Raw genomic sequence first — 26,194 nt, forward strand, 5'->3', positions numbered from 1 at the left:
CAGCCATGCCACAGATGAATGATTTTGAGCATATCGCCCGCCGTCAGGGCGGGTTGAACAAGCATCTTACCGCCGGGCAGATGTCGATGCTGGCGATCGGCGGCGCCATCGGCACCGGGCTGTTTCTCGGCAGTGCCTACGCCATTCAGATGGCGGGGCCGTCGGTATTGCTGAGCTACCTGATCGGCGGCGTTATTGCGCTGCTGTTGATGGGCAGCCTGGCGGAAATGACCTCCGAACACCCGACGCCCGGCTCGTTCGGTGACTACGCCGAATTCTATCTCGGCCCGCTGTTCGGTTTTCTGGTGCGTTACTCCTACTGGTCTTGCGTGGTGCTGGCGGTGGGCACCGAAGTTACCGCCATCGGCATGTACATGCAGTTCTGGTTCCCGGCGACGCCGACCTGGCCGTGGGTACTGCTGTTCTCGGCGGCGGTGATCGTCGTCAATGTGATCGGCGTGAAGTCGTTCGGCCAGGTGGAATACGCGCTGTCCACCGTCAAAGTGACGGCGATCGTGGCGTTCATTCTGATCGGCATCGGCATTCTGGCGTTCTCGGGCAACCCGGCCTACGGCTTGCGCAACCTGACCGCCGGCGGTTTTATGCCGTTTGGCGTCAAGGGCATGTGGTTCGCGGTGATCGTTTCTATCTTCAGCTACCTGAGCATTGAAATGATCGCGGTGGCCGCCGGCGAGGCGAAAAATCCGGTGATTGCGGTGAAGGCGGCGTTCAAGGGCACCATCGTGCGGCTGTTCATCTTCTACATGCTGTCGATCGCCCTGATGCTGGCCATCGTGCCCTGGCGCCAGTCCGGCACCGGCGAGAGTCCGTTCCTGATGGCGATGAACGTGATCCATCTACCCGCCGCCGCCGGTATTTTCAACTTTATCGTGCTGGTGGCGGCGCTGTCGGCGATGAACAGCCAGCTGTATATCACCACCCGCATGATGTTCTCGCTGTCGCGCGCCGGGCAGGCACCTGCAGCGTTGGGGCGCGTCAGCCGGCGCGGCATTCCGGTCAATGCGCTGGCGATGTCGTGCATCGGCATCGTGGTGTCTATCGTGCTGAGCCTGGTGGCACCGGACACGTCGTTCGCCGCCATGATGTCTATTTCAGTGTATGGCGCCTGCTTTACCTGGCTGATGATTTTCGTCACCCACCTGTTCTTCCGCCGCCGGCATCGACAGACCCACCTGAAGTTCCGCATGTGGGGATTCCCCTATACCACCTTGCTGGGCGCCGGGCTGATGGCGGCGTTGATGATCTCGACGGCGTTTACCGAATTCTTCCGCATGACGCTGTGGTTCGGTATTCCGTTCACTTTACTGCTGGTGGTGGCTTATCACTTCCAGAGCCGCCGTGCGGCTGCGCCGTCGCCGTTCAAAGCGCCTGAGGTGGAGTAATCGATAGGCTGATACGGTTATGGCGTGCTCAAAACGGAGGGGTAATGTACTGTTAGTCTGAAAAGGCGGTTTTTTAACATGAGGTTTGTGGTTTTAGCGTACAGGGATAAAGGATAGCGCATGCAAAAGGAAGAAGGATCGCTCAGACAGCTAACGTTGAAAGAGATTGCTTTAGCAAGAACGGTTTTTGGTGGGGAGATAGCTTATCCGCGTGTGTGGATACATTGCGCTAGCTATCTTCCTTTTGGCTTACAAAGGCGTGGAACGGCTATGACGCCTAATGGCGAATTGTTTTTCAGAAAAGAGCTGTATTCCCCGGATTTTGGCGCTGAATCAACCGTTGATATCAGGCATCTATTTATTCATGAAATGATGCACGTATGGCAGCATCAGAAAGGTATGTGGGTAAGAGCTCGGGGAATGTTCAGTTGGGCAGCTGATTATACCTATCGATTGGATGACAGAGCGTTATTGGACTATGGGCTTGAGCAGCAGGCTCAGATTATTGCTGATTACTATGTTTTGCAGGCCTATGGCTACCGTGAATGGAATATCCAGCGGCGTAAGGCTTGGCCGGTGGTCACTTATCAAGGTGTTTCAGATCAAAATACGTTAGCGACAAGGTATCGCAAAACGCTGTTCCGCTTTCTGCAAGGAGTGAAATGATAATGGAAAAGAGGAAATACCTGGCGACGCTTTGTTCCATTCTGATGTTGTCAGCGTGTGAGTCAAGGATTCTCGATATTCAGGCCGCAAAGGTGAGTGTGGTCGATGATAAGGTATGCCTGCAGGTGCCCGCGAAAAGTCATGAGTATCTAAATGGGATCCAGATCGTAGAAGCGGATAAAGAGAATGAAGCGTTTAGAAAATATTTTGATGTAAATGAAAGCCAACCTCTCCTTTTATCGCAAGACTCGTGCGTGCCTGATTTCGGTTATCCGTTCAAGGAAGGACATACCTACGGGTTCCTGACTGAGACTTTCTTTAAAGGGGAAGGTCAATCAGGTGGACGGAACTTTAGCTCGTCATTCCGGTTATACCGTGAATCGGGGGGCTTGAAAGTTGAACAGATCAGATAGCCTGTTTCAGGCTATCTGAATCAAGTTAACGGTCGGAAGGCCCGCGTCATTTCCTGGGATTACAGCTGGCTTTTCGGGATCAGGTGGTCGCCGAAGCTCAGGCGTTGGCGGCCCGGTTCGATTTCGGTCAGCGGCGCCACTTCGTGCAGCGAGGATTTGCAGCGCTGTACCAGATCCTGATACTCGCGGGTGCCGGCGATCTTCCAGGCCAATTCCTGTTCGGTCAGATCGCGCAGCACGCGCGCCGGGCTGCCGACCACCAGCTTGTTGGCTTCGATCACCGCCGCGGCTTTGACGAACGCCATTGCGCCGATGATGGTGTTCTCGCCGATCTCCGCGCCGTCCATCACCACCGCGTTCATGCCCACCATCGCATTGCGGCGAATGCGGCAGCCGTGCAGGATGGCGCCGTGGCCGATATGGCCGTCTTCTTCCACCACCGTGTCCTGCTGCGGGAAGCCGTGCATCACGCAGTTGTCCTGAATGTTGGCGCCGTCGCAGATCACCAGGCGGCCAAAATCGCCGCGCAGGCTGGCATTCGGGCCGATGTACACGTGTTTACCGACGATCACGTCGCCGATCAGCACCGCCGTCGGGTGCACATAACTGCTGGGGTCGACGACCGGCGTCAGGCCGTCAATCTGATACACAGGCATAGCGTGAGTTCCTTAAAATGTAGGGTCGCGCGGCAGGCCGCCGAAGCGCCGATAGTAGCCGGCAGCCGGCGCGGGCAGGGCGCCGATGGTGGTTTCCGCCAGCGCGCTGACGTATTCCGTCGCGGCGCGATCGACCTGCTGATAAAGATTGATGCACAGGTTGCGGGCGATCTGGCCCTCCCACTGCGTGGGCAGCAGCGCGTCCGGCAGCAGCGGATCTTTCAACACTACGCGACGGAAGAAGTGAATCAATAATAGCTTAATCTGGAAACAGCGCAGCGGCGTCAGCGCCGCCGGGTCGACTTCGCGCAGCAGCGCCATCAGCGGCCGGAATGAGACGATAAACTCGTGATAGCCGGCCGCCACTTCGCTTAGCGACCAGCAGTCGGCCACCAATTTCTGCAGGGTTTGCTCGGAGCGGTTGTAGGGATAATCGGCGCGGAAATAAATCACCTGCTCGCTGGCGTTCAGCTCGCCGAGCAGCGCCGTCACGTCGGTTTGCGCATGGGTGGGGGCGGCCATCAGGTTGCTGGCGATTTGCCCGAACCCGAGCCAGCCCAGCTCTTTTTTCAGCCGCGCGCGCGCGTTTTTTTCGGCGGTTTCCAGCAGCAACAGCTCCCACTTGCCGTCCCAGGCGGGCTGCTCGCGCAGATAGATTTTCGATTCGGCATGGCGGAACTGGCGCATTCCCTGCTCGGTCACGCGGTAGAAGCTGCGGCGGCCTATTTTCTCCACCGCCAGCCACCCCTCTTTCTGCAGGCGGAACACCGAGGTGCGCACGAAGCGATCGCCGAAGCCGAAGGCCTCCAGCAGCGCGCTCAGGCTGCCGAGCCACACTTCGCCGCCGCGGTGGCTGAGCGCGTCGCCGTACAGCGAAATGATCAGCGAGGTGCCGCTGATCGGCTGCGCGTCGATGGCATGGCGAATGAACTCATCCAGTTTATGTTCCATATTTTTCCATGGGTTAGCCTTCGATGAGCCATAACATTACGCCTAATTTGGGGCGGCGTCATCCGTGACGCCGTGCGCCTCAGCGCGGCCGCAAATCGACCACGCGCTGCGCTTTGCCTTCCGAGCGCGGAATATCGCCGCAGTTGGCGATGCTGACGTCGGTGCTGACGCCCACGATCGATTTGATGTGGTGGCGCAGCTGGTGGCAGATGTCGCAACGCTGCTGGTGACTGAGGCTGAGCGCCGACTCCTTGAGCTCGACGCGCACTGCCAGCGTGTCCAGGTGTCCGCTGCGGCTGACCTGCAGCTGGTAGTGCGGCGACAGCTGCTCGAACTGCATGATCTGCTCTTCCACCTGCGACGGGAAGACGTTGACGCCGCGGATGATCAGCATGTCGTCGGAGCGGCCGGTGATCTTGCCCATGCGGCGCATCTGGCGCGCGTCGCCCGGCAGCAGCCGGGTGAGATCGCGGGTGCGGTAGCGGATTACCGGCAGCGCCTCTTTGGTCAGGGTGGTGAACACCAGTTCGCCGTGCTCGCCGTCCGGCAGGGCGACGCCGGTTTCCGGGCAGATGATCTCCGGCAGGAAGTGGTCTTCCCAAATGGTAGGGCCGCCGCCGCTTTCCAGACACTCCATCGCCACGCCCGGCCCCATCACTTCCGACAGGCCGTAAATATCCAGCGCCTTGATGCCCATGCGGGTTTCGATCTCGTGGCGCAGGGCTTCGGTCCAGGGTTCGGCGCCGAACACGCCGAGCCGCAGCGAGCAGCCGCGCGCGTCGCCGCCCATCTTGCGCTCCAACTCGTCGATCAGCGTCAGGCAATAGGACGGCGTCACCATGATGATGTCGGGTTTGAAATCGAGGATCAGCTGCGCCTGGCGTTCCGTCTGGCCGCCGGACATCGGGATCACCGTCGCGCCGAGCCGCTCCGCGCCGTAGTGCGCACCCAGGCCGCCGGTGAACAGGCCGTAACCGTAGGCGACGTGCACCTTGTCTTTGGCGGTGGCGCCGCCGGCGCGCAGGCATCGGGCGACGATATCGGCCCAGTTATCGATGTCGCGCTGGGTGTAACCCACCACCGTCGGGCGGCCGGTGGTGCCCGAGGAGGCGTGGATGCGCACCACCTGTTCCATCGGCACCGCGAAGGTGTCGAACGGGTAGTTGTCGCGCAGATCCTGCTTGGTGGTGTAGGGGAAGCGCGCCAGATCGCTCAGCTGTTTGAGATCGTCGGGGTGCACGCCGGCCTGGTCGAATTTGCGTTTGTACATCGGTACATTGTCGTAGGCGTGGTGCAGCGTCCACTTCAGACGCGCCAACTGCAACGCTTCAATCTCATCGCGCGAGGCGAATTCGATCGTTTCGAGGGGCTGTGGATTTATTGTCATGGTTAGCCTCAGGGGTCAGACACGCTCAATGATCATGGCGATGCCTTGGCCGACGCCGATGCACATGGTGCAAAGCGCGTAGCGGCCGGCTCGCCGTTCCAGTTCAAACAGGGCGGCCAGCGCCAGGCGCGCGCCGCTCATGCCCAGCGGATGCCCCAGAGCGATCGCGCCGCCGTTGGGGTTGACCTGCGGGGCATCGTCCGGCAAGCCAAGCTGGCGCATCACCGCCAACGCCTGGGCGGCGAACGCTTCGTTCAGTTCGATAACGTCCATCTGCGCCAGGCTCAGCCCGGCGATTTCCAGCACCTTGCGGGTGGCCGGCAGCGGACCAATACCCATCAGCCGTGGCTCCACGCCGCAGGTGGCGGTGGCAACGATGCGCGCGCGCGGCGTCAGCCCCTGGCGCGCGGCCATCGCTTCGGAGGCGACGATCAGGGCCGCCGCACCGTCGTTCAGGCCCGAGGCGTTGCCGGCGGTGACGCTGCCGGGCTGACGGAACGGGGGTTTCAGCGCCTGCAGCTGATCAAAGGTGGTGTCGGCGCGCGGGTGTTCATCCTGGCTAAACAGCGTCACCGCGCCTTTTTTGCCGGTGAGACTGACGGGCGCTATCTCCTGCGCCAGGTGGCCCAGCGCCTGCGCCCGGGCGGCACGCTGCTGGCTGCGCAGCGCAAAGGCGTCCTGATCGGCACGGCTGATGTTGAACTGCGCCGCGACGTTTTCGGCGGTCTCCGGCATCGAATCGGTGCCGAACTCGGCCTGCATCCGCGGATTGACGAAGCGCCAGCCGAGGGTGGTGTCGTACAGCTGCGCCTGGCGGCTGAAGGCGCTGTCGGCCTTGCCCATCACCAGCGGCGCACGGGTCATCGATTCCGCGCCGCCCGCCAGCAGCAGCCCGGCGTCGCCGGCTTTGATGCTGCGCGCCGCCATTGCCAGCGCATCCAGGCCCGAACCGCACAGGCGGTTCACCGTGGTGCCGGACACGCCGATCGGCACGCCGGCCAGCAGCAGCGCCATGCGTGCCAGATTGCGGTTGTCTTCCCCGGCCTGGTTGGCGCAGCCGAGGATCACGTCGTCCAGCTGCGCCCAATCCACCTGCGGATGGCGTTCCAACAGCACGCGCAGCGGCAGGGCGGCGAGGTCGTCGGCGCGCACCTGGGCCAGCGCGCCGCCATAGCGGCCGATCGGGGTGCGCACGCCGTCGCAGATAAATGCCTGATTCATGCCTGATCTCCTAAAATGCTGTGACCGAGGCGGTGCGCGCGGCCGCGGAACCAGGCGACGGTTTTGCCCAGTTGGTTAACGATCTCGACGTCATACAGCCCGGTGGCTTTGCCCTGATGGCGCATCTCCGCGCTGGCGGTGAGGCGGTCGCCGGCCAGCGCCGGGCGGACGAAGTCGATGCTGCAGCCGGAGGCCACCGCCGCCAGCCCCTGGCTGTTGCAGGCGTAGGCGAAGGCGGTGTCCGCCAGGCTGAACAGCTGGCCGCCGTGGCAGGTCTGGTGGCCGTTGAGCATCTGCGGGCCGACGGTCATGCTGACCTGAGCGTACCCGGCATCGACGGCGTCGATGTGCATCCCCATCGCCTGAGCGCAGGTATCTTGCTGAAACATCTGTTCGGCGCAGCGCTGAGCCAGCGCGCGCGGCGTATTGGCGTTCATCGTTCGGCTCCTGGGAAAGAGGCGGGGGAAGCGTAGCGGCGCAGCAGCGGCATCGGGCGATAGCGCGCTTCGCCGTAATAGCGTTGCAGGTTTTCCAGCGTCGTCAGAATGTGGTGCCAGCCGAGCGCGGCGCCCCAGGCCAGCGGCCCGCGCGGATAGTTGACGCCGCGCAGCATCGCCAGATCGGTATCTTCGGCGCTGGCGACGCCTTTGTTCACCACGTCGAGCGCTTCGTTGGCCAGCATGGCCAGGGTGCGCATCGTCAGCAGGCCGGGGTAATCCGGCAACGGAATGACCTGCTTGCCGAGGGACTGCAGCAGGCGAATCGCTTTGGCATTGTGTTGCGCATCGTTTTGCGCCGCGCAGCTGATGGCGATGGCGGGGGCGTGCGCATAGTCGGCACAGAGATCGAACAGCACCACGGGTGTTCCACGTTCGTCGGCCAGTTGGCCGGCGGTTTTACCATTAGTTAACATCAGTGTAACGTCGTCGATCGTGACGTGCGGGCTGGTCTGGCCGGGTTGTTTGATCGCCCCCGCATTTTCGATCAACAGTTCCGCCAAATCGGCCAGCGAAGACCAGTCGCCGTGCAGCGTAACGTGTAGCGGCAGCGCGGCCTGCGCCGGTGACGCAAAGGCGATCTCGGTGGCGGATCGCGGTGCGTCGTAGCGGTAGAAACCGCGGCCGGACTTGCGGCCGAGGCGCCCGGCGGCCACCAGCTCCTGTTGCACCAGTGAGGGAGTGAAGCGCGGATCCTGATAGAAGGCCTGATACACCGAGTCGGTCACGGCGTAATTGACGTCCTGGCCGATCAGATCGGTCAACTGCAGCGGGCCCATGGCGAAACCGCCGGCGTCGCGCAAGACCGCGTCCAGCGTGGCGGCGTCGGCCACCCGTTCCTCCAGCGCGCGCAGGGTTTCGGCATAGAACGGCCGCGCCACGCGGTTGACGATAAACCCCGGCGTCGAGCGGCACACGACGCTTTGCTTACCCCAGCGCTGCGCCAGGGCCTGCAGCGCGGCGAGGGTCTCGGCGCCGGTCTCCAGACCGCTGACGATCTCCACCAGCTTCATCAGCGGCGCCGGGTTGAAGAAGTGCAGCCCGGCCATGCGTGCCGGGTGCTGCAGTGCCCCGGCGATGGCGGTGATCGACAGCGAGGAGGTATTGCTGGCGAACAGCGCCGTGGGCGAGCAGAGCGCCTCCAGATCGCGGAACAGACCCTGTTTGATCGCCAGATTTTCCGCCACCGCTTCAATCACCAGCGTGCAGTCGGCCAGTTGATCGAGCGAGTCGGCGCGCTCGAGACGCGCCAGCAGGGCTTCGGTGATCGCGGCGTCGGCCTTGCCGCCGTTAACCCGCTGGCGCAGGCGGCGAGCGAGATCGTCGATCGCGCGCTGGGCGGCGGCGGGCGCGATGTCGAACAGCCGCACCGGGTGGCCGGCGGCGGCGGCCACCTGGGCGATGCCGATGCCCATGGTGCCGGCGCCGATCACCGCCACCTGGCCGTTAAGAAGGGGCGCGTTCATGGCTATTTCCCGCTGAAGTTTGGCGTGCGTTTGGCAAAGAACGCGCTGACGCCTTCGCGATAGTCGTCGCTGCGGCCGCCCAGGCGTTGCAGATCGCGCTCCAGATCGAGCTGCTGATCGAGGCTGTTGGTGGCCGAGCTGTAGAGGGCTTTCTTGATCAGCCCCAGGCCGTAGGTCGGCTGGGTGGCCAGATGGCGTGCCAGCGTTTGCGTGCGGTCGGCCAATTCATCCGCCGGCACCACCTGCCAGATCATGCCCCACGCCAGCGCCTGTTGGGCGCTGATTTTGTCACCCAGTAAGGCCATGCCCATCGCGCGGGCGTGGCCGGCCAGCCGCGGCAGGAACCAGCTGCCGCCGGAGTCAGGCACCAGCCCCAGACGGCAGAACGACTGAATGAAGCTGGCATTGTCGGCGGCGATGACGATATCGCACGCCAGGGCCAGCGCGGCGCCGGCGCCGGCCGCCACGCCGTTGACTGCGCATACCACCGGCTTCGGCAGGGCGGTCAGGCGACGGATCAGGGGGTTGTAAAAACGTTCGACCGACAGGCCGAGATCCGGCGCCTGCTGATCGGCGCTGACGTTGCGATCGTTGAGATCCTGCCCGGCGCAGAAACCGCGCCCGGCACCGGCGATCAGCAGGCAGCGTACGCTGTCGTCGCGCTCGGCTTGCGTCAGCGCTTCGCTCAGCTGGCGATGCATCTCATCGTTAAAGCTGTTGAGCCGATCCGGCCGGTTGAGGGTCAGCGTCAACACGCCGGCGTCGAGATGGCTGAGAATCAATGCGTTATCCATAAATCAGCGCCCCTGATAGTTTGGCGTACGTTTTTCGAAAAAGGCGGCGATGCCTTCGCGGCGATCGTCGGTGGCGGCCAGGGTGACGAACTGCTGACGCTCCATCGCCAGCCCCTGGCTAAGGCCGGTTTCCTCGGCCTGTTTCAGCGCCTGTTTGGCGGCGCGCAGCGCCAACGGCGCGTGACGGCTGATGCGATCGGCCATCTGCTGTGTGCGTTCCAGCGTCAGGGCATCGACGCACACTTCGCTGATCAGGCCGGCCTGCAGCGCGGTGCGGGCATCGATGGGCTCACCGGTCAGCACCATCTGGCTGGCGCACGACTTGCCGACGCAGCGGATCAGGCGCTGGGTGCCTCCGGCGCCCGGCATCAGGCCGAGGGTGATCTCCGGCAGGCCGAAGCGGGCGCTTTCGCCGCCGATGACGATGTCGCAGGCCAGCGCCAGCTCGCAGCCGGCGCCCAGGGCATAACCGTTCACCGCCGCCAGCAGCGGCTTGCTGAACTGCGCCAGACGCTGCCACAGCTGCGGACGGCGATCCGCCAGCGCGGCCGGCAGATCCTGCTGTTGCAGTTCGCGCAGATCGGCACCGGCGGCGAAGAAGCGCGCCGCGCCGGCGATCACCACGGCGCCCACGCCGCTGTCGGCGTCGGCCTGCTCCAGCCGGGCAACCAGCTGTTCCAGGCACGGCGTGCTCAGGGCGTTACGCGCCTCCGGGCGATGCAGCGTCAGCGTGACCACGCGGTGCTGCTGCTGATGCAAAATAAAGGGGGTGTCCATCACGGCTCCTAGACGTCGAAGTCCAATACCACGCCGTCGCCTTTCGGCCACGACTGGCAGCTCAATACGTAGCCCGCCGCCAACTGATCCGGCTCCAGGCTGTAGTTGACGCTCATCTCCACCTGGCCGGCCTTCAGACGGCATTTGCAGGTGGCGCATACGCCGCCTTTGCAGGCGTAGGGCAGGTCGGCGCCCTGGCGCAGCGCGGCGTCGAGAATGCTGTCGTCCTGTTCGCCGACCTCGATATCCAACCGGCGGCCGTCAAGCAGGATCGCCACCCGGGTGGCGTTGCGATCGCCGCTGCTTCGCGGGCGGGCGACCAGGCCGCTGGTGTTGAAGCGTTCGCTGTGGATGTGGTCGGCCGGGACGCCGGCCTGTTCCAGTACGGTTTGCGCGTCGTCCATCATCGATTCCGGCCCGCAGATAAAGGCGTGGTCATAGTCGCGGAAATCCAGCAGCGCGCCGCCGATCGCCGTCAGGCGTTCACGGTCGATGCGGCCGCTGAGCAACGGGCTGTCGAGACTTTCCTGGCTGAACAGATACAGCGGCTGAAAACGTTGCGGGTAGCGGTTTTTCAGATCCGACAGCGCCTCTTTGAACATCATCGAACGGCTGTTGCGGTTGCCGTAGATCAGGGTGAAGCTGCTGCCCGGTTCGAGCAGCAGCGTCGCCTTGATGATCGACAGCATCGGCGTGATGCCGGAGCCGGCGGCGATCGCCAGGTAGTTGCCGTGGCGCTCTGCCTGCGGCTGGTAGCCGAAGCGCCCCTGAGGCACCATCACCTCCAGCGCGTCGCCGACCTTCAGCATGCGGTTGACGAAGCCGGAGAAGCGCCCCTGGTCAATCGCCTTCACGCCGATCTGCAGCAGGCCTTCCTGCGGCGAACTGCAGATGGAGTAGCAACGCCGCAGCTCTTCGCCGTTGACCAACGCCTTGAGCGTCAGGTGCTGGCCGGGGGTATAGCGGTATTGGTTTTGCAGCTCTTCGGGCACCCGCAGGGTGATGGCTACAGCGTCCGGCGTTTCGCGCTCGATGGCGGCGACGTTCAGGCGATGAAAGACCGTCATGGTGTCAGCGCTCCTATATGCATTTGAAATAATCGAACGGTTCCCGGCAGTCGCAGCAGCGGTACAGCGCTTTACAGGCGGTGGAGCCGAACTCGCTGATCTTCTCGCTGTGGGTGCTGCCGCAGCGCGGGCAGGCTACCGGGCCGTGGGCGTGCGGCCGATCGCAGGTGTGCCCCTGCGGTGGCGCGACGCCGTATTGCCGCAGCCGCTCGCGGGCGTCGGCGTTCATCCAGTCGGTGGTCCAGGCCGGGCTGAGGCGAATGTCCACCTGCACCGGGCTGAAGCCGGCGGCCGCCAGCCGCTGTTCGATGGCGTTGAGCAGAAATTCGGTGGCCGGGCAGCCGGAGTATGTCGGGGTGAAGGTCACGCGCCAGCCCGCGCCGTCGCGCGCCACGTCGCGCACCATGCCCAAATCAGTGATCGACAGCACCGGCAGTTCGGGATCGCTGATCTGCTGCAGGCAGTGCCAAATCTGCGGGATTTCGGCGGGTTGCAAACGGGTGACGTTCATCGCGGCCTCCTACCATTGACCGTTTGGATAGGCGCGCTGCAGGAACTGCATTTCCGCCAGCAGCGGGCCGAGGTGTTCGCTGTGCCGGCCTTGCTTGCCGCCGTGCCGGAACGCCTGTTCGGCAGGCAGCGCCAGCGTCGCCTGGCGCAGCGTCTCTTCCACCTGCGCTTGCCAGGGGGCCTGCAGTTCGCGCGGATCGACGGCGATGCCTTGTTGCGCCAGTTCCAGCTCCAGCGCGTCGGCGTGGAACAGCTCGGCGGTGAAGCGCCACAGGTTATCCAGCGATTGCTGGATCTTGCGGTGGCTGACGTCGTTGCCGTCGCCCAGGCGGATCATCCAGCCGTGGCTGAAGCGCAGGTGATAATCGGCCTCCTTCAATGACTTGGCGGCGATGGCGGCGATCTGCGCATCGCGGCTGCGGCTCAGCGCCTGGTGCAGCTGTACATGGTAGGCATCGAGCAGGAACTGACGCACCAGCGTGTCGTTGAAACCGCCGTTCGGCTGCTCCGCCAACAGCAGGTTATGAAACTGGCGCTCGTCGCGGCCGAAGGCCAGGCTGTCTTCGCTGCAGGGCGGGCCGGCCAGTTCGGCGGCGTAACCCAGAAAGTTGCGCGCCTGGCCGAGCAGATCGAGCCCGATGTTGGCCAACGCCAGATCGATTTCCAGCTCGGGCGCGTGGCCGCACCAGGCGCACAGGCGCTGGGCGAGGATCAAAGGCGTGTCGCCCTGGCGGAGCAAATAGCTGATGCGCGGATCGTTAACCGTCATGGTCGCCTCTACATGTTCTTGATGCCGTCGGGAATGGTGTAAAACGTCGGATGACGGTAGATCTTGTCTTCGGACGGATCGAAGAACGCGCCGCGATCTTCCGGCTGCGAGGCGATCAGGTGGCGCGACTGTACCACCCAGATCGAGCAGCCTTCGTTGCGGCGCGTATAGGCGTCGCGGGCATTTTCCAGCGCCATTTGATCGTCGGCAGCGTGCAGGCTGCCGACGTGGCGATGCGCCAGCCCTTGTTTGCTGCGGATAAACACTTCATACAGCGGCCATTCAACGTGGCTCATGATCTCGGTTCCTTATGTTGGCTATGCGGCGGAGGCGGCGTTTTTCGCGGCGTGGGCCATGGCGCCGTCGCGCACCCAGGCGCCGTCTTCCCAGGCGCGGCGTTTGGCCTGCAGGCGTTCGTGGTTGCATTGGCCGCGCCCTTTGATCACCTCATGCAGCTCGCTCCAGTCGATTTCGCCGAAACGATAGTGGCCCGCAGCGGCGTCCCAGTGCAGATCAGGATCCGGCGCCGTCATGCCCAGCGCTTCAAGCTGCGGCACGGTGTTGTCGACGAACTTCTGCCGCAGCTCATCGTTGCTGTGGCGTTTGATCTTCCACGCCATGCTTTGGGCGCTGTGGGGGGAGTCGGCGTCGCTCGGGCCGAACATCATCAGCACCGGCCACCAGAAGCGATCGATGGCGTCCTGCAGCATGGCGCGCTGCGTGTCGCTGCCGTTGGCCATCGCCATGACCGCCTCGTAGCCCTGGCGCTGGTGGAAACTTTCCTCTTTGCAAATCTTCACCATCGCCCGCGCATAGGGGCCGTAGGACGCGCGGCACAGCGCCACCTGGTTGACGATGGCGGCGCCGTCGACCAGCCAGCCGATCACGCCGATATCCGCCCAGTTGAGCGTGGGGTAATTGAAGATAGAGGAGTACTTCATCTTGCCGTCGAGCATCTTTTGGTAGATGTCCTGGCGCGAACAGCCGAGGGTCTCGGCGGCGCTGTAGAGATACAGACCGTGGCCGGCTTCGTCCTGCACTTTGGCCAGCAGCACCGCCTTGCGGCGCAGCGTGGGGGCGCGCGTCAGCCAGTTGGCTTCCGGCAGCATGCCGATGACTTCCGAGTGGGCGTGTTGGCCGATCTGCCGAATCAGATTCTGACGGTAGGCGTCCGGCATCCAGTCTTTGGCCTCAATGGCGATATCCGCCGCGATCTTGTCGTCGAAATGCTGCTGATACTGTGCTTCAGTTATCATACTTTCCTCTTGATGATTCGTATTTTTCGCATAAATTGTAAAAATGTGAATCACTTTAACTAACCATAAGGCTACAAACTGATAACAAAAAGATCAAACGTAATTCATGTGGTTTTGCGAGGTGACTCACAGGGTGTTTTGTTATAATTTTGATTTTATTTGATAAATAAAGTGATTGGTGCCTGGTTTATGACAGATGAAACGCTCTGAAAACGCCTTTTGTTTTCTTTTTGTTAAAATTTTGTTTGGCGTGGGCTGGCGTTTATGTGATACGTAATTAAGCTATAAGGTGAAAATTTATGAATTCCGGAGGGCACATGCAGCAGTTACACAGTTATCTTTCTGGGGCCTGGGTGTACGGGCAGGGAGAGGGGCGCCAGATCCGCCACGCCGTGACCGGCGAAGCGCTGTACCAGGTCTGCTCCGACGGCCTGCCGTTGGCGGCGAGCCTGAGCTATGCGCGCAGCCACGGCGGGCCGGCGCTGGCGCACATGACATTCCAGCAGCGCGCCCAGATGCTGAAAGCGGTGGCGAAACACCTGCTGGCGCATAAAGAGGCGCTGTATCAGATTTCCTATCAAACCGGCGCGACGCGCAGCGACGGCTGGGTCGATATCGAGGGCGGCATCGCCACGCTGTTCGCCTATGCCGGCATGGCCGGCCGCGATCTGCCGGACGATACCCTGTGGCCGGAAGACGAGTTGATCCCATTGTCGAAACAGGCGCAGTTCGCCGCCCGTCACGTGCTGACCTCGCGCCCCGGCGTGGCGCTGCACATCAACGCCTTCAACTTCCCCTGCTGGGGCATGCTGGAAAAACTGGCGCCGACCTGGCTGGCGGGCATGCCGGCCATTATCAAGCCGGCCACCGCCACCGCGCAGCTGACGCAGGCGATGGTCAGGCTGATCGTCGACAGCGGGCTGGTGCCGGAAGGGGCGCTGCAGCTGGTTTGCGGCGGTGTCGGCGACATGTTTGCGCACCTGGATTACCAGGATGCGGTGACCTTTACCGGCTCGGCGCAGACCGGACAGCGACTGCGGGCACACCCGCGTCTGTTGGAAAAATCGGTCGCGTTCACCATGGAGGCGGATTCGCTCAACTGCTGCGTGCTGGCGGAAGACGTGACGCCGGAAATGCCCGAGTTTGCGCTGTTTATCAAAGAAGTGTGCCGTGAAATGACCGCCAAGGCAGGGCAGAAATGCACCGCGATCCGCCGCATCATCGTGCCGGCGGCGCAGGTGGCGGCGGTGCGTCAGGCCCTGTTGCAGCGTCTGGCGGGGGTGACGGTGGGCGACCCGCAGCTGGAGCAGGTGCGCATGGGGGCATTGGTCAGCCACGAGCAGCGTGAAGATGTGCAAAGCAAGGTGGAGTTCCTGCTGCGCAACGGCTGCGAACCGCTCTGTGGCGCGGCGCTGGATAAGCTGGACGTGCTGGGCGACGGCGCGCGCGGCGGGGCGTTTTATCCGCCGACCCTGCTGTATTGCGCCGATCCGTTGACCCATCAGGCGGTGCACGGCACCGAGGCCTTCGGCCCGGTGGCGACCCTGATGCCGTATGCGGATACCGAGCAGGCGATCGCGTTGGCGTTACTGGGGCAGGGCAGCCTGGCGGGATCGCTGGTGACCGCCGATCCGGCATTGGCCACGCGCTTCATTCGCGCGGCGGCCTGCGCCCACGGCCGCATGTTGATTTTAGATGAGCAGGCGGCGGCGGAGTCCACCGGCCACGGTTCGCCGCTGCCGATGCTGGTGCACGGCGGCCCGGGGCGCGCCGGCGGCGGTGAAGAGCTGGGCGGGCTGCGCGCGGTGAAACACTATATGCAGCGCACGGCGATCCAGGGCAGCCCGGCGATGCTGGCGGCCATCGGCGGCGAATGGGTGCGCGGCGCGCCGGTCGCCGAGCATCCGGTGCATCCGTTCCGGAAATACTTCGAGCAGCTGCAGCTGGGCGACAGCCTGTTGACCGCGCGCCGCACCGTGACCGAAGCGGATATCGTCAACTTCGCCTGCCTGAGCGGCGACCATTTTTACGCGCACATGGACAAGATCGGCGCCGCCGACTCGCTGTTCGGCGAGCGGGTGGCGCACGGTTACTTTGTGGTGTCCGCTGCGGCCGGGCTGTTTGTCGACGCCGCCGTCGGGCCGGTGATCGCCAACTACGGCATGGAGAATCTGCGCTTTATCGAACCGGTGAAGATCGGCGACACCATTCAGGTGCGATTGACCTGTAAAAAGAAAATCCGCAAGCCGCAGAAAACCGCCGAAGATCGCCCGTACGGCGTGGTGGTGTGGGATGTGCAGGTGTTGAATCAGGAACAGCAGCCGGTGGCGCTGTACAGCATTCTGACGCTGGTGGCGCGCCAACAGGGGGACTTCGAGGCGTGATGCGCGTTGGCCGCCGGCGGCATCCCCGGCGGCGGCGAATCAGTCAGATCAACGGCTGGCCGCGCAGCTGTTCCAGCACTTTCAGCGGTGAACGCTGCGGATCCTGCATTTTATTGACCGGCAGCAGGAAAGTCTGTTCCAGCATAAACTGGCCGCCCATCGCGGCGTGCGGCGTTTGGTCCGAGAAGCAAATCCAACTGCTGCCCGGCGGGAACGCCAGCGCCAGCTGCGGCCCCTGTTGCTGATAATCGCCGTCGGCCTTCATGGCGTCATGCAACTGCAGCATCAGGTGGTCATAATGGCTGCGGCGGGTTTTGGTGATGCGCACCTGATGCTGCAACCAGCTGCTGAAGGCGGAGTAGCGTGCGAGGCGCGGCATAAAGCGTGTTGCCAGCTCAGGGAACGGCTCGCCGACCCGCCATTGGCGATGCTCGCCGTGCGGATTGATGTTGGTGAAAATGCGCAGAATGCGTTCACCGTAGTTCGGGCGCGACGGGAAAGCGTCGACGTGCAGCCGGCTATCGTCTTTGCGCCAGGAACTGGTCGCCCGCCAGGCGGAGACCGGATGCAAGCGCAGGCTGCCGGTCGGGTGGTGCAGCCCCTCCTGATACTCAGGCAACAGCCCGGCGATCAGCTGGCGGCAGGATTGGTAATAGCGCTCCAGCAGTTGCTGAACCTGCTGGCGGCGTTCCGCGACGGCGACGCCGCTCAGCTTGCCGGACAGCGGTTGATAGCTAATGTTTTTGCGCTTCGGATCGACCAACGTCGGATCCAGCAGCGGCATTTCCTGTTCAGACAGGGTGAAGGCCAGTTCGGGCAGAAACAGCACCTTGCCCTGTTCCAGTTCGCTGACCGCGCTGGATGCTTCTTGCGCCGCCCATTGTCGTAACGGCAGCGTCAGGACGGCTTGTTCACGTATAATATCGCCAGTAGGCATGAGATCTCCTCGCAAATCTATATCGCTTTATTCCCGCCTTTCAGGTTGCCGCGTGATTGGCTGCACTGGCTTGCGCAGTGGCTGTCTGGAGCGGCGTCAACAGGCCGCCCAATTGCAACGTGAAATTTGTGGGTTCTATTATGGATGTATCAGCAGGACGCAGTGCGCCGAAGCGTGCGATGGCTTCCTGATATAGAGAATAGTCCCAATAAGGGTATCACCGGCAATACCAATGAAAAGTAAACGAGGGCTAAACGGGGCTGTGCGTGGGCACGAATAATCAAAAATGACACGAATTGTCTGCGGAAAGGCGAGTTTTTATCTTATTGAATTGTAATGAAAATAAATATTCTGCTTATTATTGGCGTTATTCTATTCAACGTGCAGGGTAAACCGGGGAAATAATGTTGCGGAGGGGAATTATTTCATTTTGTCAGTTGAATAAATCGGGCCGCCAAATTTTGGTGACCCGAGTAATGATTAAGCGCCGTAAATGCAGTTTTTGCCTTTTTTCTTGGCCTGATATAACGCACTGTCCGCCTCATTGATAAAGCTGATCGGCGTATCGTTATACATATGCGGCACTTTGGCGCAGATGCCGATGCTGATGGTGACGATGCCGTGCGGGTTGCCCTGATGCGGAATTTTCAGATCGCGCACCGCCTGGATGACGCGTTCGGCGAAAATCAGCGCGCCCTGAACGTCGGTATCCGGCAGGATAATCCCCATCTCTTCGCCGCCGTAACGCGCCAGAACGTCGTTGCTTCGGCATGCCAATCCTTTGAGCGTTTGGCCGATCTGCTGCAGGCACTGGTCACCGGCGACGTGGCCATAGCTGTCGTTGTACTGTTTGAAATAGTCGATATCCAGCATCAGCAGCGCCACGCTGCGGTAGTTGCGCGAAGCCCGCGCCAGCTCGTTCTTCAGCGCGATATCAAACTGGCGGCGGTTGGCCAGCCCGGTCAGGCCGTCCAGCAGCGCCAGCTCTTCGAGCATCTGGTTGATGCTGGTCAGCTGATCGCGGGTGCGCATCAGCTCGGCTTCGGTTTGCATGCTGTGCTTGATTTGCCGCAGCAGCACCATGCCCATCGCCAACAGGATCATCAGCAGAGAGAGGCCGCCGGCGGCGAACAGACCGGCGTCGGTGCGCCAGTCCGCCAGCGCGTCGCGTTTCGACAACCCGGCGGCGATCACCAACGGAAAGCGGTTGACCCGCGAATAGCCGTAGATACGCTCTACTTTGTCGTACAGCGAGGTGATGGTGGCGTTACCGAATTCCGAATGCGGCAAAATTTCGCTGAACAGCACGCCCTTGGCGATGTTTTTACCGATCGACGCCGCCGAGTAAGGGCGGCGGTAAAGGATGGTGCCGTCCGCCAGCAGCAGATTCAGGGAGGCGTCGGTGTTGAGGGCGAAGCTGTCGTAAAACTGGCGGAAATAATCGACGTACAGCGTCGCCAGCACCACGCCGCCAAAGCTGCCGTCCGGATTGTTGAAACGCCGCGAAACGGGAATGATCAGATCGCCGGTGGTGCGGCTGCGGATCACCTTGCCGATGTACAGGCCGCCGCCGTCGCGGTTTTGATGGTATTTGAAGTAATCGCGATCGGCGTTGTTGGCGTTCTTGATGAATTTGCCCGAGGAGGTCGCCAGCCAGCGGCCGCGCGCATCGTAGAGAAACAGCCCGTGCAACTGCGGCAGGTTGCCGACCTGCGTCTGCATGACGCGCTGCAGCCGCGTCAGCTGCGATGGGCCCAACCCGTCGGTTTGGAGACGTTCGGTCAGATCGAGCAGGTTGCCGTCCACCTGCAAGAAAGTATCGTCGGCATGCTGCGCCAGCGAGCGGGCGAGGTTGGCGGATTCATGTTCGGCGCTGCGCAGATCGCGCTGGTGCGCGTTCCAGATTTGCCAGCTGTTAAAGAGGATCAGCGTGGCGGCAACGATGATGACAAACACGCCGGCCTGAAATAATAATGGGGAGCTTTTAACGCTGCGCGCCGGCACGGCATCCTGTATGGGTTGCTGCTGAGTCATGTCACCCTTGTTGTTTGATTACTATTCAATTTGAGTTAAGAGCAATCTTATATTTTATGCATAAATGCGTCAGACCTCTAGCCTTTAACGAGGCGATAGGGCGAAAGGCCGATCGCAACCCGCATCAGCGGCGGTGTGAACACGTTGGAGTGAAAGAGCCATGTCGGATTACATCATTATCGCTTTACTGACGCTGGCGGTGTATTACCCCCTTACGCTGGGAACGCTGGCGGTGATGATGTACTTCGCCTGGCGGCGGCGCCGGTCGCCCTATTGGCGGTTGGGATTGGCGCTGTTGGCGCTGCTGTTCCTGCTGTTCGCCAAGGCGGCGTATGACTGGCACCGCTATGGCTAGCGGCGCCATGACGGGTTATTCCACGTTGATCATCCAGTTGACGCCGAATTTGTCGGTCAGCATGCCAAAGCCTTTGGCCCAGAAGGTAGCTTGGTACGGCATCGTTACCTGGCCGCCCTGCGCCAGATTGTCGAACAGTCTGCGTCCTTGTTCCGCATCGCTGGGGTTCAGCGACAGCGAGAAACCTTTGTGAGAAGCGCCGCCGCTGTCATCTTGCGGACAGCCGTCGGAGGCCATCAGTACGCCGTCGCCGATCAGCAGGCGCGCATGCATGATCGCTTCCGGATTGGCGTCCTGCGGCCCGCCTTGCCGGGCCTCTTCGGGCATGTCTTTATAACGCATGACCATTTCAATTTTGGCATTCAACTGCTGTACGTAGAAGTTAATCGCTTGCTCACAGTTACCGCTGAAAAACAGATAGGGTTGTACCAGCATGACATTGACCTCGGTTGTGGCCCGACAGGCAACGACCGGCCCTCGAGCAGGAAGAAATGGTTGCTGGCGGCAATAATTGCCGTCGGTGACTTATTAGTGTAGTTCCCCTGACGCAGAATGCTTGTGCGAGGCGAGCGCCTTCGCCGGCGGCGTGACGGGCGAAGGCGCGAAGGCGGTTAATACAGCGAAGGTTCGCCGGGTGGGCGGGTTTTAAAGCGGCGGTGCAGCCACATATATTGGTCGGGGGCCAGCAGCACCTGTTCTTCCACCACGCGGTTCATCTTGGCCGCCGCGCGCGTTTCATCATCCAGCGGGAAGTCCGTCAGCGGCGGCTGCACGATCAGCTCATAGCCCTGCGCATTTGGCAGGCGGCGCGGCACGAAAGGCACGATCGACGGCCGCCCCAGGCGCGCCAGGATAACGGTACCGGTGGTCGTGGCAGCGTTTTCCACCGCGAAGAACGGTGCGAACACGCTGCTTTGCGGCCCATAATCGTGATCCGGCGCGTACCACAGGATTTCGCCCTGTTTCAGGTTGCGGATCATGCCTTTGATATCTTTACGATCGATCATGAATTTATTCGAGCGCAGCCGGCCGCGGGTCTGTACCCACTCCATCAGCCTGTTGTTGTGCGGGCGATGCACGCCGATGCCGGGATTTTGCATGCCGAAAATGCGCGCGCCCAGTTCCAGCGTCAGGAAATGCAGACCGATCAGCAGAACGCCTTTGCCGTCCTGGCGCGCCAGCCGCATGTTTTCCATGCCGCTCACTTTGAACCAGCGGGCGATGCGCCAGTCGGGCCAGAACCAAGCCATGCCGACTTCGAACAGGCCCATGCCGACGGACTCAAAATTTTTGACGATCAGCGCCTCGCGCTCGGCGGCGGGCATTGCGGGGAAGCAGAGTGCTAAATTGCGGCGCGCTATTTTTACCCGGCGTTTCATCAGGCGCATGGCTATTCTGCCAAGGCCGTGTCCGAGTCGATAAATGAGCGGGTAGGGCAGTAATACCAAGAGATAGAGTATTCCCAGCCCTATCCAGAGCAACCAATAACGAGGGCGCAAGAATTCGCGCTCAAAGCGTTGGTTAGAAAACATTTTTCCTGTGATTCCTTTTCTTTCCCAATGGGACCTTAACCCACGTTGTGATAAGGCGAATGATAGAGCATTTTGTGCTAAATAGGATTTTCCATTAATGCTTTTCTTACACTTTATTTAAGCGCAGGCGAAAAACGGAGTGAGATAGGATTTTTACCGAGGAAAGGGAGGGTATTTCCCGCTATTTCAACCGGCTGGCGAAATTGAAAAATAAAGACACAATTAAGCACATCGCAAAAGTGACAACTGCTATGTAACCTTAATGAAACAGTAACGCGGCGGAACCGTCCCAAACGGCGGCCAGTGCGTACAGTAGCGCGAGAATCAAGACAAAAGGTGCATTGAACATCGGCGTTTCCTCCAGGAGGATATGTTTAAAGTTTAGCCTTGTGAGATGACAGCGCGATGAAATCAGATCATTTTTTGCACGGTGAAATTCAGACGGACGGAAATGGGTAAACCGCTGATTTTTTACTATAGTCATAGTGTGAAGTTGTGCGTTTGCCGCCGGACGCCTCCGCATTGAGCGGCAGCGGGCAGGTTGCCCAGAGCAAGATCGCGGAGCGGACGACGCCTGGCGCGAAACATGTGACGCAATTCTCAGAGGGTTGGTCTGTAAGGATTTGACATGTCATATGAAAATGACGATCTAAACGGTGTTGAGCAACCGAGCGACTACGTGAAAACCACCGCCTGCGAAGTGAGCAGCGGTGTAAAAGCAGCGCTCGAGCAATCATGTGCCTGCCTCAAGGATCACCCTTGGGCGGGGATAGGCGCCGGTGCCGTCGTGGGCCTGGTAATAGGATTTCTGTTAGGCAAAAGGTAATAGGGAGAGTAAAGATGGGCATCATTTCCTGGATCATTTTTGGTTTAATCGCCGGTATCTTGGCCAAGTGGATTATGCCGGGCAAAGACGGCGGCGGCTTTATTGTGACCGCTATATTGGGGATCGTGGGCGCCGTCGTCGGCGGCTATATCAGCACCTTCTTCGGTATGGGCCGCGTTGACGGTTTTAACCTGGGCAGCTTTGTGGTGGCGGTAATCGGTGCCCTGGTGGTGCTTTTTGTCTACAGGAAGATCAAAGGCTAAGCAGCCGTTGCTCAACAGGGTCGCCGCGGCGGCCCTTTTTCGTGAAATCAATCCGGCGGTGCGGCACAGACCGTACCTGCTGAAAGGGGAATATCATGGGTCTGTTCGATAGCGTATTGGGTAACATTCTGGGCGGCGGCGCCAATGGTAAAGGCATCGACTACATCGCCATTATGCAGTGGGTCGAGCAACAAGGCGGCCTGCAGGCCATTTTGGACAAATTCCGTCAGGGGCAGTTCGGTGATATCGTCGGTTCCTGGCTCGGCAATGGCGAAAATCAGCCGATTACCGGCGATCATGTGCAGCAGGCGTTGGGTAGCGACGCGATCAATCAACTGGCTGAAAAACTGGGCATCGATCCTGCGCAGGCATCCAGCACCATTGCACAGTTCTTGCCAACGGTCGCGGATGCCGCCTCGCCAAACGGTGAAGTGCAGCAAGACAGCAACGAACTGGGCGACATGGTCGGCAAGCTGTTCAAATAACGTTCATGCTCCCGGCGTCTGGCCGGGGGCATTCACTCCGCTAATTCCCTCGATCGCCGTCAACGCCTGCTGCAGATGCGCCACCCAGGCGCGCACTTTCTCCGGAATAAATCGTAAGGCGGGATAGACCGCGTGCAGCGCCATGGGCGGGTAGCGGTATTCCGGCAAGACGGGCACCAGCGCCCCCGTCGCCAGTTGCTCGGCGATTAAAGGCCGTTGAGCGCCGCCGATACCGGCCCCAGCCTCAATGGCGGCCAGCAGCGATAGCGTATTGTTGGCGCGGAACGTGGGCCGCAGCGCCACCACCTCGAGGCCGTGTGGGCCGAACAGGGTAAGCGTATCGCCGTCGTTCAAACCGCTGTAACGAATGTGCGCATGTTTAGCCAGCTCCGCCGGCGAACGTGGCTCGCCATGCTTGGCCAGATAGGCCGGAGACGCCACCAGCAGGCGTTGCAGCTCGCCCAAACGTTTCGCCACCATGCCGGGCGCATGCAGTTCACCGAAGCGCAGCGCCACGTCGATGCCTTCGCCGATCACGTCGGCGCGCCGATCGTCCAGCAGCAGCTCGATGACGAGGTTCGGATGACGTTGCTGGAAAGCGATGGCCAGCGGTGTGACGTGCAACTGCCCGAACCCGGTCGGGGCGTGAATGCGCAGATTGCCCTGCAACTGGTGGTGCAGGCCGTGCAGTGCATCTTCCGCTTCGTCGACCGCCGCCAGAATCGGTTTGAGGCGCTGATAATAACCGCTGCCGGCATCGGTCAGGGTGACCGCCCGTGTGCTGCGAAACAGCAGTTGGGCCCCCAGTTGCTGCTCCAGGCCGGCGATTTGCTGACTGACCGCCGGCTGCGTCAAACGCAGATCGCGAGCGGCGGCCGACAGGCTGCCCAGTTCCGCCACCCGCATAAAGGTTTTCATTGCGTTCAGCTTATCCATGTCGATCTTGCCTATAGATTTTTCTTATAAGTGTTAGTGGAAAGCCTCTTCTACCGCAAGTATCACTAATCAATAACACTCAGGGTATCGACAACCTGAGGAGTGGCAAGATGAATACAAAGCGACAGGCATTGGTGATCGGCGCCAATGGCGTGATTGGGCGCCGATTGATTGAGGAGCTGACCGGCCAGGGCTGGCAAGTGGTGGGCGTCTCGCGTCGGGGTGGGGAACCGGCGCCGGGAGTGCGCCACCTTCAGGTTGATCTGCTGGATGCGGCGGCGACGCGCGACGCGCTGCGGCCGCTGAGCGCGGTGAGTCACGTTTTCTATGCCGCCTATCAGGATGCGCCGGACTGGGCGGGGCTGGTGGCGCCGAATCTGCAGATGTTGCAGCACGTCGTCGAGGGGCTGGAGCCGACCGCACCGGCGTTGGAGCACATCAGTTTGATGCAGGGCTATAAGGTGTATGGCGCACATTTGGGGCCGTTTAAAACGCCGGCGCGCGAAAGCGACGCCGGGCATATGTCACCGGAGTTTAACGTGGCGCAGCAGCAGTATCTGGCGCAGCGGCAGGCCGGCAAACGTTGGCGTTGGAGCGCCATTCGCCCGAGCGTGGTGGGAGGCTTCTCCCTTGGCAATCCGATGAACCTGGCGTTAAGTATCGCGGTTTATGCATCGATCAGTAAAGCGCTTGGGCTGCCGTTGCGTTTCCCCGGCAAGCCGGGCGCTTATCACAGCCTGCTGGAAATGACCGACGCCGGGCTGTTGGCGCGTGCCACGCTGTGGGCGGCGACCGAACCGGCGGCGGCCAATCAGGCGTTTAATATCAATAACGGCGATCTGTTTCGCTGGAGCGAGATGTGGCCGAAAATCGCCGCTTACTTTGGGCTGGAATGTGCACCGCCGCTGCCGATGCCGCTGGAGAGCATGATGGCGGACAAAGCGCCGCTGTGGCGGGAGCTGGTGCAACGGCACCAATTGGCCGAGCCGGACTATCGCGCGGTGGCCGGCTGGCGTTTCGCCGATTTCGTCTTTTCCTGGGACTATGACATGTTCGCGGACGGCAGCAAGGCGCGGCGCTTCGGTTTCCATCAGTTCGTCGAAACCGAAGCCATGCTTTTCTCGCTGTTCGATGAGTTCCGCCGTCGCGGCATCATCCCCTGAGCGTGGCATCGGTTTCCCCGCAGCGCAGACCGCGGGGAATGGCCTCAGAACGTCAGCATGATCTTGCCGATGTGCTCGCTGGACTCCATCAGCGTATGCGCGGCGGCGGCCTGCTCAAGCGGGAAGGTTTTAAAAATTTGCGGTTTCAGCACGCCGCGTTCCAGCAGCGGCCAAACCTTCTCGCGCAGCTCGGCGGCAATCTGCGCTTTGTCCGCCACGCTGCGCGAACGTAGCGTTGAACCGGTATGGGTCAGGCGTTTCAACAGCAGCGGCATCAGATTGAGCTCTTTCACCACGCCGTTTTGCGTGCCGATTTGCACGATGCGGCCTTCCATCGCCGCAGCCTGATAGTTTTTGGCTACATAATCGCCGGCGATCAGGTCGACGATCACGTCGGCACCTTTGCCGTTGGTGGCGTCTTTGGTGCGTGCGACAAAGTCTTCGCTGCGGTAGTTAATCGCCACGTCGGCGCCCAGCGCCAGGCTGGCCTGACGTTTCTCTTCGGATCCGACGGTGGTGATCACCTGGGCGCAGAAGGCCTTCGCCAGCATGGTGGCGACCGTGCCGATACCGGAGGTGCCGCCATGGATCAACACGGTCTCGCCGGCCTTGAGGTGACCGCGCTGGAACACGTTGACCCAGACGGTAAAGAAGGTTTCCGGCAGCGCGGCGGCTTCGGTCAGGCTCAGACCTGCCGGTACCGGCAGTGCATTGCTTTCATGCACAGTGCAGTATTGCGCATAACCACCGCCGGCGATGAGGGCACAAACCCGATCGCCGGGCGCGAAGTGGGTCACCCCTTCACCGATAGCCACCACTTCGCCGGCGATTTCCAGGCCGGGGATATCCGAGGCGCCGGGCGGCGGCGCATAGTTTCCCTGGCGCTGCAGCACGTCGGGGCGGTTAACGCCGGCGGCGGCGATTTTCACCAGCAGTTCGCCTGCCTGTGGTACGGGTACCGGACGTTCGGTAACGACCAGAACTTCGGGGGCGCCCGGCTGGCTGATTTCAATCGCTTTCATCGTACCGGGCAGCGCTGCATTTGTTGACATGGTTACTCTCCTCATCGTGGCGGACGTGGCGATCGGGCAAAACGTCCGCAATAAAGTCTGCTCTTAGCTTAGCGAAATCGAATGAGGCGCGCGTGGTCGAATAGAGCGGTTTTACGAGGAAGGGGCGAAGCCGCCGCGATGGGCGGCAGGGTATCAATCGTTAGGCGGGATGCGGAACCCTTTCAACGAGACGATGAAGTGTTCTTTTCCTTTGGAAATCTTGGCGCCTTTATCGCACCACAGGCTGGCAAGCTGGAAGAAGTCGTCGCTGCCGATGTCGTAGGCCAGTTCGATTTTCTTGGCGGTGCCGGCGCGGATGAGTTTTTCTGCTTCCTGATGGTTTGCAGCTTTAATTATGGTCATGGGCGAAATCCTTGGTGTTAAGCCAGAGCGG

The 26,194-nt window shown here is 61.4% G+C and carries 29 protein-coding genes; 9 read left to right on the top strand and 20 right to left on the bottom strand.

What is annotated here, in order from left to right; genetic code table 11:
• Positions 1-5: 5 nt before the first annotated feature.
• The 3 genes from ACYF6X_RS04815 to ACYF6X_RS04825 all read left to right on the top strand — a co-directional run bounded on the left by ACYF6X_RS04815 (position 6) and on the right by ACYF6X_RS04825 (position 2,482).
• Positions 6-1,403, top strand: coding sequence for an amino acid permease (locus tag ACYF6X_RS04815; RefSeq protein WP_107226440.1), 1,398 nt, complete (start codon positions 6-8; stop codon positions 1,401-1,403).
• A gap of 120 nt (positions 1,404-1,523) precedes the next feature.
• On the top strand, positions 1,524-2,069 hold the full coding sequence (locus ACYF6X_RS04820; RefSeq protein WP_063990403.1) for a hypothetical protein: 546 nt from the start codon (positions 1,524-1,526) through the stop codon (positions 2,067-2,069).
• A 2-nt stretch (positions 2,070-2,071) separates the two neighbouring features.
• Positions 2,072-2,482, top strand: coding sequence for a putative T6SS immunity periplasmic lipoprotein (locus ACYF6X_RS04825; RefSeq protein WP_130017228.1), 411 nt, complete (start codon positions 2,072-2,074; stop codon positions 2,480-2,482).
• Between the two features lie 59 nt (positions 2,483-2,541).
• On the opposite strand, the gene paaY is transcribed toward ACYF6X_RS04825, so the two are convergent.
• The 13 genes from paaY to paaA form a co-directional block, all read right to left on the bottom strand.
• Entirely contained in the window at positions 2,542-3,138 is a 597-nt protein-coding gene (paaY, locus tag ACYF6X_RS04830; RefSeq protein WP_060420568.1) for a phenylacetic acid degradation protein PaaY, read from the bottom strand.
• 12 nt (positions 3,139-3,150) lie between these two features.
• The gene (gene paaX / locus ACYF6X_RS04835) at positions 3,151-4,089 is read right to left on the bottom strand and encodes a phenylacetic acid degradation operon negative regulatory protein PaaX (protein ID WP_063990401.1); all 939 of its coding nucleotides are present in this window, start codon (positions 4,087-4,089) and stop codon (positions 3,151-3,153) included.
• Positions 4,090-4,168: 79 nt separating this feature from the next.
• Entirely contained in the window at positions 4,169-5,476 is a 1,308-nt protein-coding gene (gene paaK / locus ACYF6X_RS04840) for a phenylacetate--CoA ligase PaaK (RefSeq protein WP_033635108.1), read from the bottom strand.
• 15 nt (positions 5,477-5,491) lie between these two features.
• Positions 5,492-6,697, bottom strand: coding sequence for a 3-oxoadipyl-CoA thiolase (pcaF, locus tag ACYF6X_RS04845; protein WP_063990400.1), 1,206 nt, complete (start codon positions 6,695-6,697; stop codon positions 5,492-5,494).
• Positions 6,694-7,134, bottom strand: coding sequence for a hydroxyphenylacetyl-CoA thioesterase PaaI (gene paaI, locus ACYF6X_RS04850; protein ID WP_060419004.1), 441 nt, complete (start codon positions 7,132-7,134; stop codon positions 6,694-6,696). The genes pcaF and paaI overlap by 4 nt, the downstream gene beginning before the upstream one ends.
• The gene (locus ACYF6X_RS04855) at positions 7,131-8,660 is read right to left on the bottom strand and encodes a 3-hydroxyacyl-CoA dehydrogenase (protein WP_130017229.1); all 1,530 of its coding nucleotides are present in this window, start codon (positions 8,658-8,660) and stop codon (positions 7,131-7,133) included. Before ACYF6X_RS04855 ends, paaI begins: the two co-directional genes overlap by 4 nt.
• Before the next feature lie 2 nt (positions 8,661-8,662).
• Entirely contained in the window at positions 8,663-9,454 is a 792-nt protein-coding gene (gene paaG, locus ACYF6X_RS04860; protein WP_063990398.1) for a 2-(1,2-epoxy-1,2-dihydrophenyl)acetyl-CoA isomerase PaaG, read from the bottom strand.
• 3 nt (positions 9,455-9,457) lie between these two features.
• Positions 9,458-10,231 (bottom strand): 2,3-dehydroadipyl-CoA hydratase PaaF, encoded by a 774-nt coding sequence (paaF, locus tag ACYF6X_RS04865; protein WP_130017230.1) that lies wholly within the window; start codon positions 10,229-10,231, stop codon positions 9,458-9,460.
• A gap of 8 nt (positions 10,232-10,239) precedes the next feature.
• Complete coding sequence (gene paaE / locus ACYF6X_RS04870; protein ID WP_130017231.1) at positions 10,240-11,298, bottom strand: 1,2-phenylacetyl-CoA epoxidase subunit PaaE; 1,059 nt, start codon at positions 11,296-11,298, stop codon at positions 10,240-10,242.
• A gap of 13 nt (positions 11,299-11,311) precedes the next feature.
• Positions 11,312-11,809, bottom strand: a complete 498-nt coding sequence (paaD, locus tag ACYF6X_RS04875) for a 1,2-phenylacetyl-CoA epoxidase subunit PaaD (protein ID WP_033653577.1) — start codon at positions 11,807-11,809, stop codon at positions 11,312-11,314.
• Positions 11,810-11,818: 9 nt separating this feature from the next.
• Positions 11,819-12,577 (bottom strand): 1,2-phenylacetyl-CoA epoxidase subunit PaaC, encoded by a 759-nt coding sequence (gene paaC / locus ACYF6X_RS04880; RefSeq protein ID WP_063990395.1) that lies wholly within the window; start codon positions 12,575-12,577, stop codon positions 11,819-11,821.
• 8 nt (positions 12,578-12,585) lie between these two features.
• The gene (paaB, locus tag ACYF6X_RS04885; RefSeq protein ID WP_004935173.1) at positions 12,586-12,873 is read right to left on the bottom strand and encodes a 1,2-phenylacetyl-CoA epoxidase subunit PaaB; all 288 of its coding nucleotides are present in this window, start codon (positions 12,871-12,873) and stop codon (positions 12,586-12,588) included.
• 21 nt (positions 12,874-12,894) lie between these two features.
• Positions 12,895-13,833: a 1,2-phenylacetyl-CoA epoxidase subunit PaaA gene (paaA, locus tag ACYF6X_RS04890; RefSeq protein WP_063990394.1), complete on the bottom strand. Its 939-nt coding sequence runs from the start codon at positions 13,831-13,833 to the stop codon at positions 12,895-12,897.
• Between the two features lie 317 nt (positions 13,834-14,150).
• Here paaA and paaZ point away from each other — a divergent pair, with 317 nt between their 5' ends.
• Positions 14,151-16,217, top strand: coding sequence for a phenylacetic acid degradation bifunctional protein PaaZ (paaZ, locus tag ACYF6X_RS04895; protein WP_406880008.1), 2,067 nt, complete (start codon positions 14,151-14,153; stop codon positions 16,215-16,217).
• 43 nt (positions 16,218-16,260) lie between these two features.
• Here paaZ and ACYF6X_RS04900 read toward each other — a convergent pair whose 3' ends face one another.
• Together ACYF6X_RS04900 and ACYF6X_RS04905 are read right to left on the bottom strand one after the other, a co-directional pair.
• The gene (locus ACYF6X_RS04900; protein ID WP_063990392.1) at positions 16,261-17,154 is read right to left on the bottom strand and encodes a Kdo hydroxylase family protein; all 894 of its coding nucleotides are present in this window, start codon (positions 17,152-17,154) and stop codon (positions 16,261-16,263) included.
• A gap of 480 nt (positions 17,155-17,634) precedes the next feature.
• Positions 17,635-19,188, bottom strand: a complete 1,554-nt coding sequence (locus tag ACYF6X_RS04905; RefSeq protein WP_063990391.1) for a sensor domain-containing diguanylate cyclase — start codon at positions 19,186-19,188, stop codon at positions 17,635-17,637.
• 160 nt (positions 19,189-19,348) lie between these two features.
• Here ACYF6X_RS04905 and ACYF6X_RS04910 point away from each other — a divergent pair, with 160 nt between their 5' ends.
• The gene (locus ACYF6X_RS04910; protein WP_063990390.1) at positions 19,349-19,543 is read left to right on the top strand and encodes a hypothetical protein; all 195 of its coding nucleotides are present in this window, start codon (positions 19,349-19,351) and stop codon (positions 19,541-19,543) included.
• Between the two features lie 15 nt (positions 19,544-19,558).
• On the opposite strand, the gene yjdN is transcribed toward ACYF6X_RS04910, so the two are convergent.
• Together yjdN and ACYF6X_RS04920 are read right to left on the bottom strand one after the other, a co-directional pair.
• Positions 19,559-19,978 carry a VOC family metalloprotein YjdN gene (yjdN, locus tag ACYF6X_RS04915; RefSeq protein ID WP_063990389.1) on the bottom strand — a complete coding sequence of 140 codons (420 nt, stop codon included), beginning with the start codon at positions 19,976-19,978 and terminating at the stop codon, positions 19,559-19,561.
• A 176-nt stretch (positions 19,979-20,154) separates the two neighbouring features.
• Positions 20,155-21,075, bottom strand: a complete 921-nt coding sequence (locus tag ACYF6X_RS04920; RefSeq protein ID WP_107226430.1) for a Kdo(2)-lipid IV(A) acyltransferase — start codon at positions 21,073-21,075, stop codon at positions 20,155-20,157.
• Positions 21,076-21,703: 628 nt separating this feature from the next.
• On the opposite strand from ACYF6X_RS04920, the gene ACYF6X_RS04925 reads away from it, so the two are divergent.
• The 3 genes from ACYF6X_RS04925 (at position 21,704) to ACYF6X_RS04935 (ending at position 22,649) form a co-directional block, all read left to right on the top strand.
• Positions 21,704-21,901 (top strand): glycine zipper domain-containing protein, encoded by a 198-nt coding sequence (locus ACYF6X_RS04925; RefSeq protein WP_063990387.1) that lies wholly within the window; start codon positions 21,704-21,706, stop codon positions 21,899-21,901.
• Between the two features lie 14 nt (positions 21,902-21,915).
• Positions 21,916-22,164: a GlsB/YeaQ/YmgE family stress response membrane protein gene (locus ACYF6X_RS04930; protein ID WP_063990386.1), complete on the top strand. Its 249-nt coding sequence runs from the start codon at positions 21,916-21,918 to the stop codon at positions 22,162-22,164.
• Between the two features lie 95 nt (positions 22,165-22,259).
• On the top strand, positions 22,260-22,649 hold the full coding sequence (locus ACYF6X_RS04935) for a YidB family protein (RefSeq protein WP_063990385.1): 390 nt from the start codon (positions 22,260-22,262) through the stop codon (positions 22,647-22,649).
• Positions 22,650-22,652: 3 nt separating this feature from the next.
• Here the strand turns inward: ACYF6X_RS04935 and ACYF6X_RS04940 are convergent, their stop codons facing one another.
• Entirely contained in the window at positions 22,653-23,585 is a 933-nt protein-coding gene (locus tag ACYF6X_RS04940) for a LysR family transcriptional regulator (protein ID WP_130017235.1), read from the bottom strand.
• 110 nt (positions 23,586-23,695) lie between these two features.
• On the opposite strand from ACYF6X_RS04940, the gene ACYF6X_RS04945 reads away from it, so the two are divergent.
• The gene (locus ACYF6X_RS04945) at positions 23,696-24,748 is read left to right on the top strand and encodes an SDR family oxidoreductase (RefSeq protein WP_130017236.1); all 1,053 of its coding nucleotides are present in this window, start codon (positions 23,696-23,698) and stop codon (positions 24,746-24,748) included.
• A gap of 44 nt (positions 24,749-24,792) precedes the next feature.
• Here ACYF6X_RS04945 and ACYF6X_RS04950 read toward each other — a convergent pair whose 3' ends face one another.
• Both ACYF6X_RS04950 and ACYF6X_RS04955 read right to left on the bottom strand, forming a co-directional pair.
• On the bottom strand, positions 24,793-25,800 hold the full coding sequence (locus ACYF6X_RS04950; RefSeq protein WP_107226426.1) for an NAD(P)H-quinone oxidoreductase: 1,008 nt from the start codon (positions 25,798-25,800) through the stop codon (positions 24,793-24,795).
• A gap of 153 nt (positions 25,801-25,953) precedes the next feature.
• On the bottom strand, positions 25,954-26,163 hold the full coding sequence (locus tag ACYF6X_RS04955) for a hypothetical protein (protein WP_004935132.1): 210 nt from the start codon (positions 26,161-26,163) through the stop codon (positions 25,954-25,956).
• Positions 26,164-26,194 lie beyond the last annotated feature (31 nt).

This window comes from Serratia sp. ID 25-353, assembly GCF_054792795.1.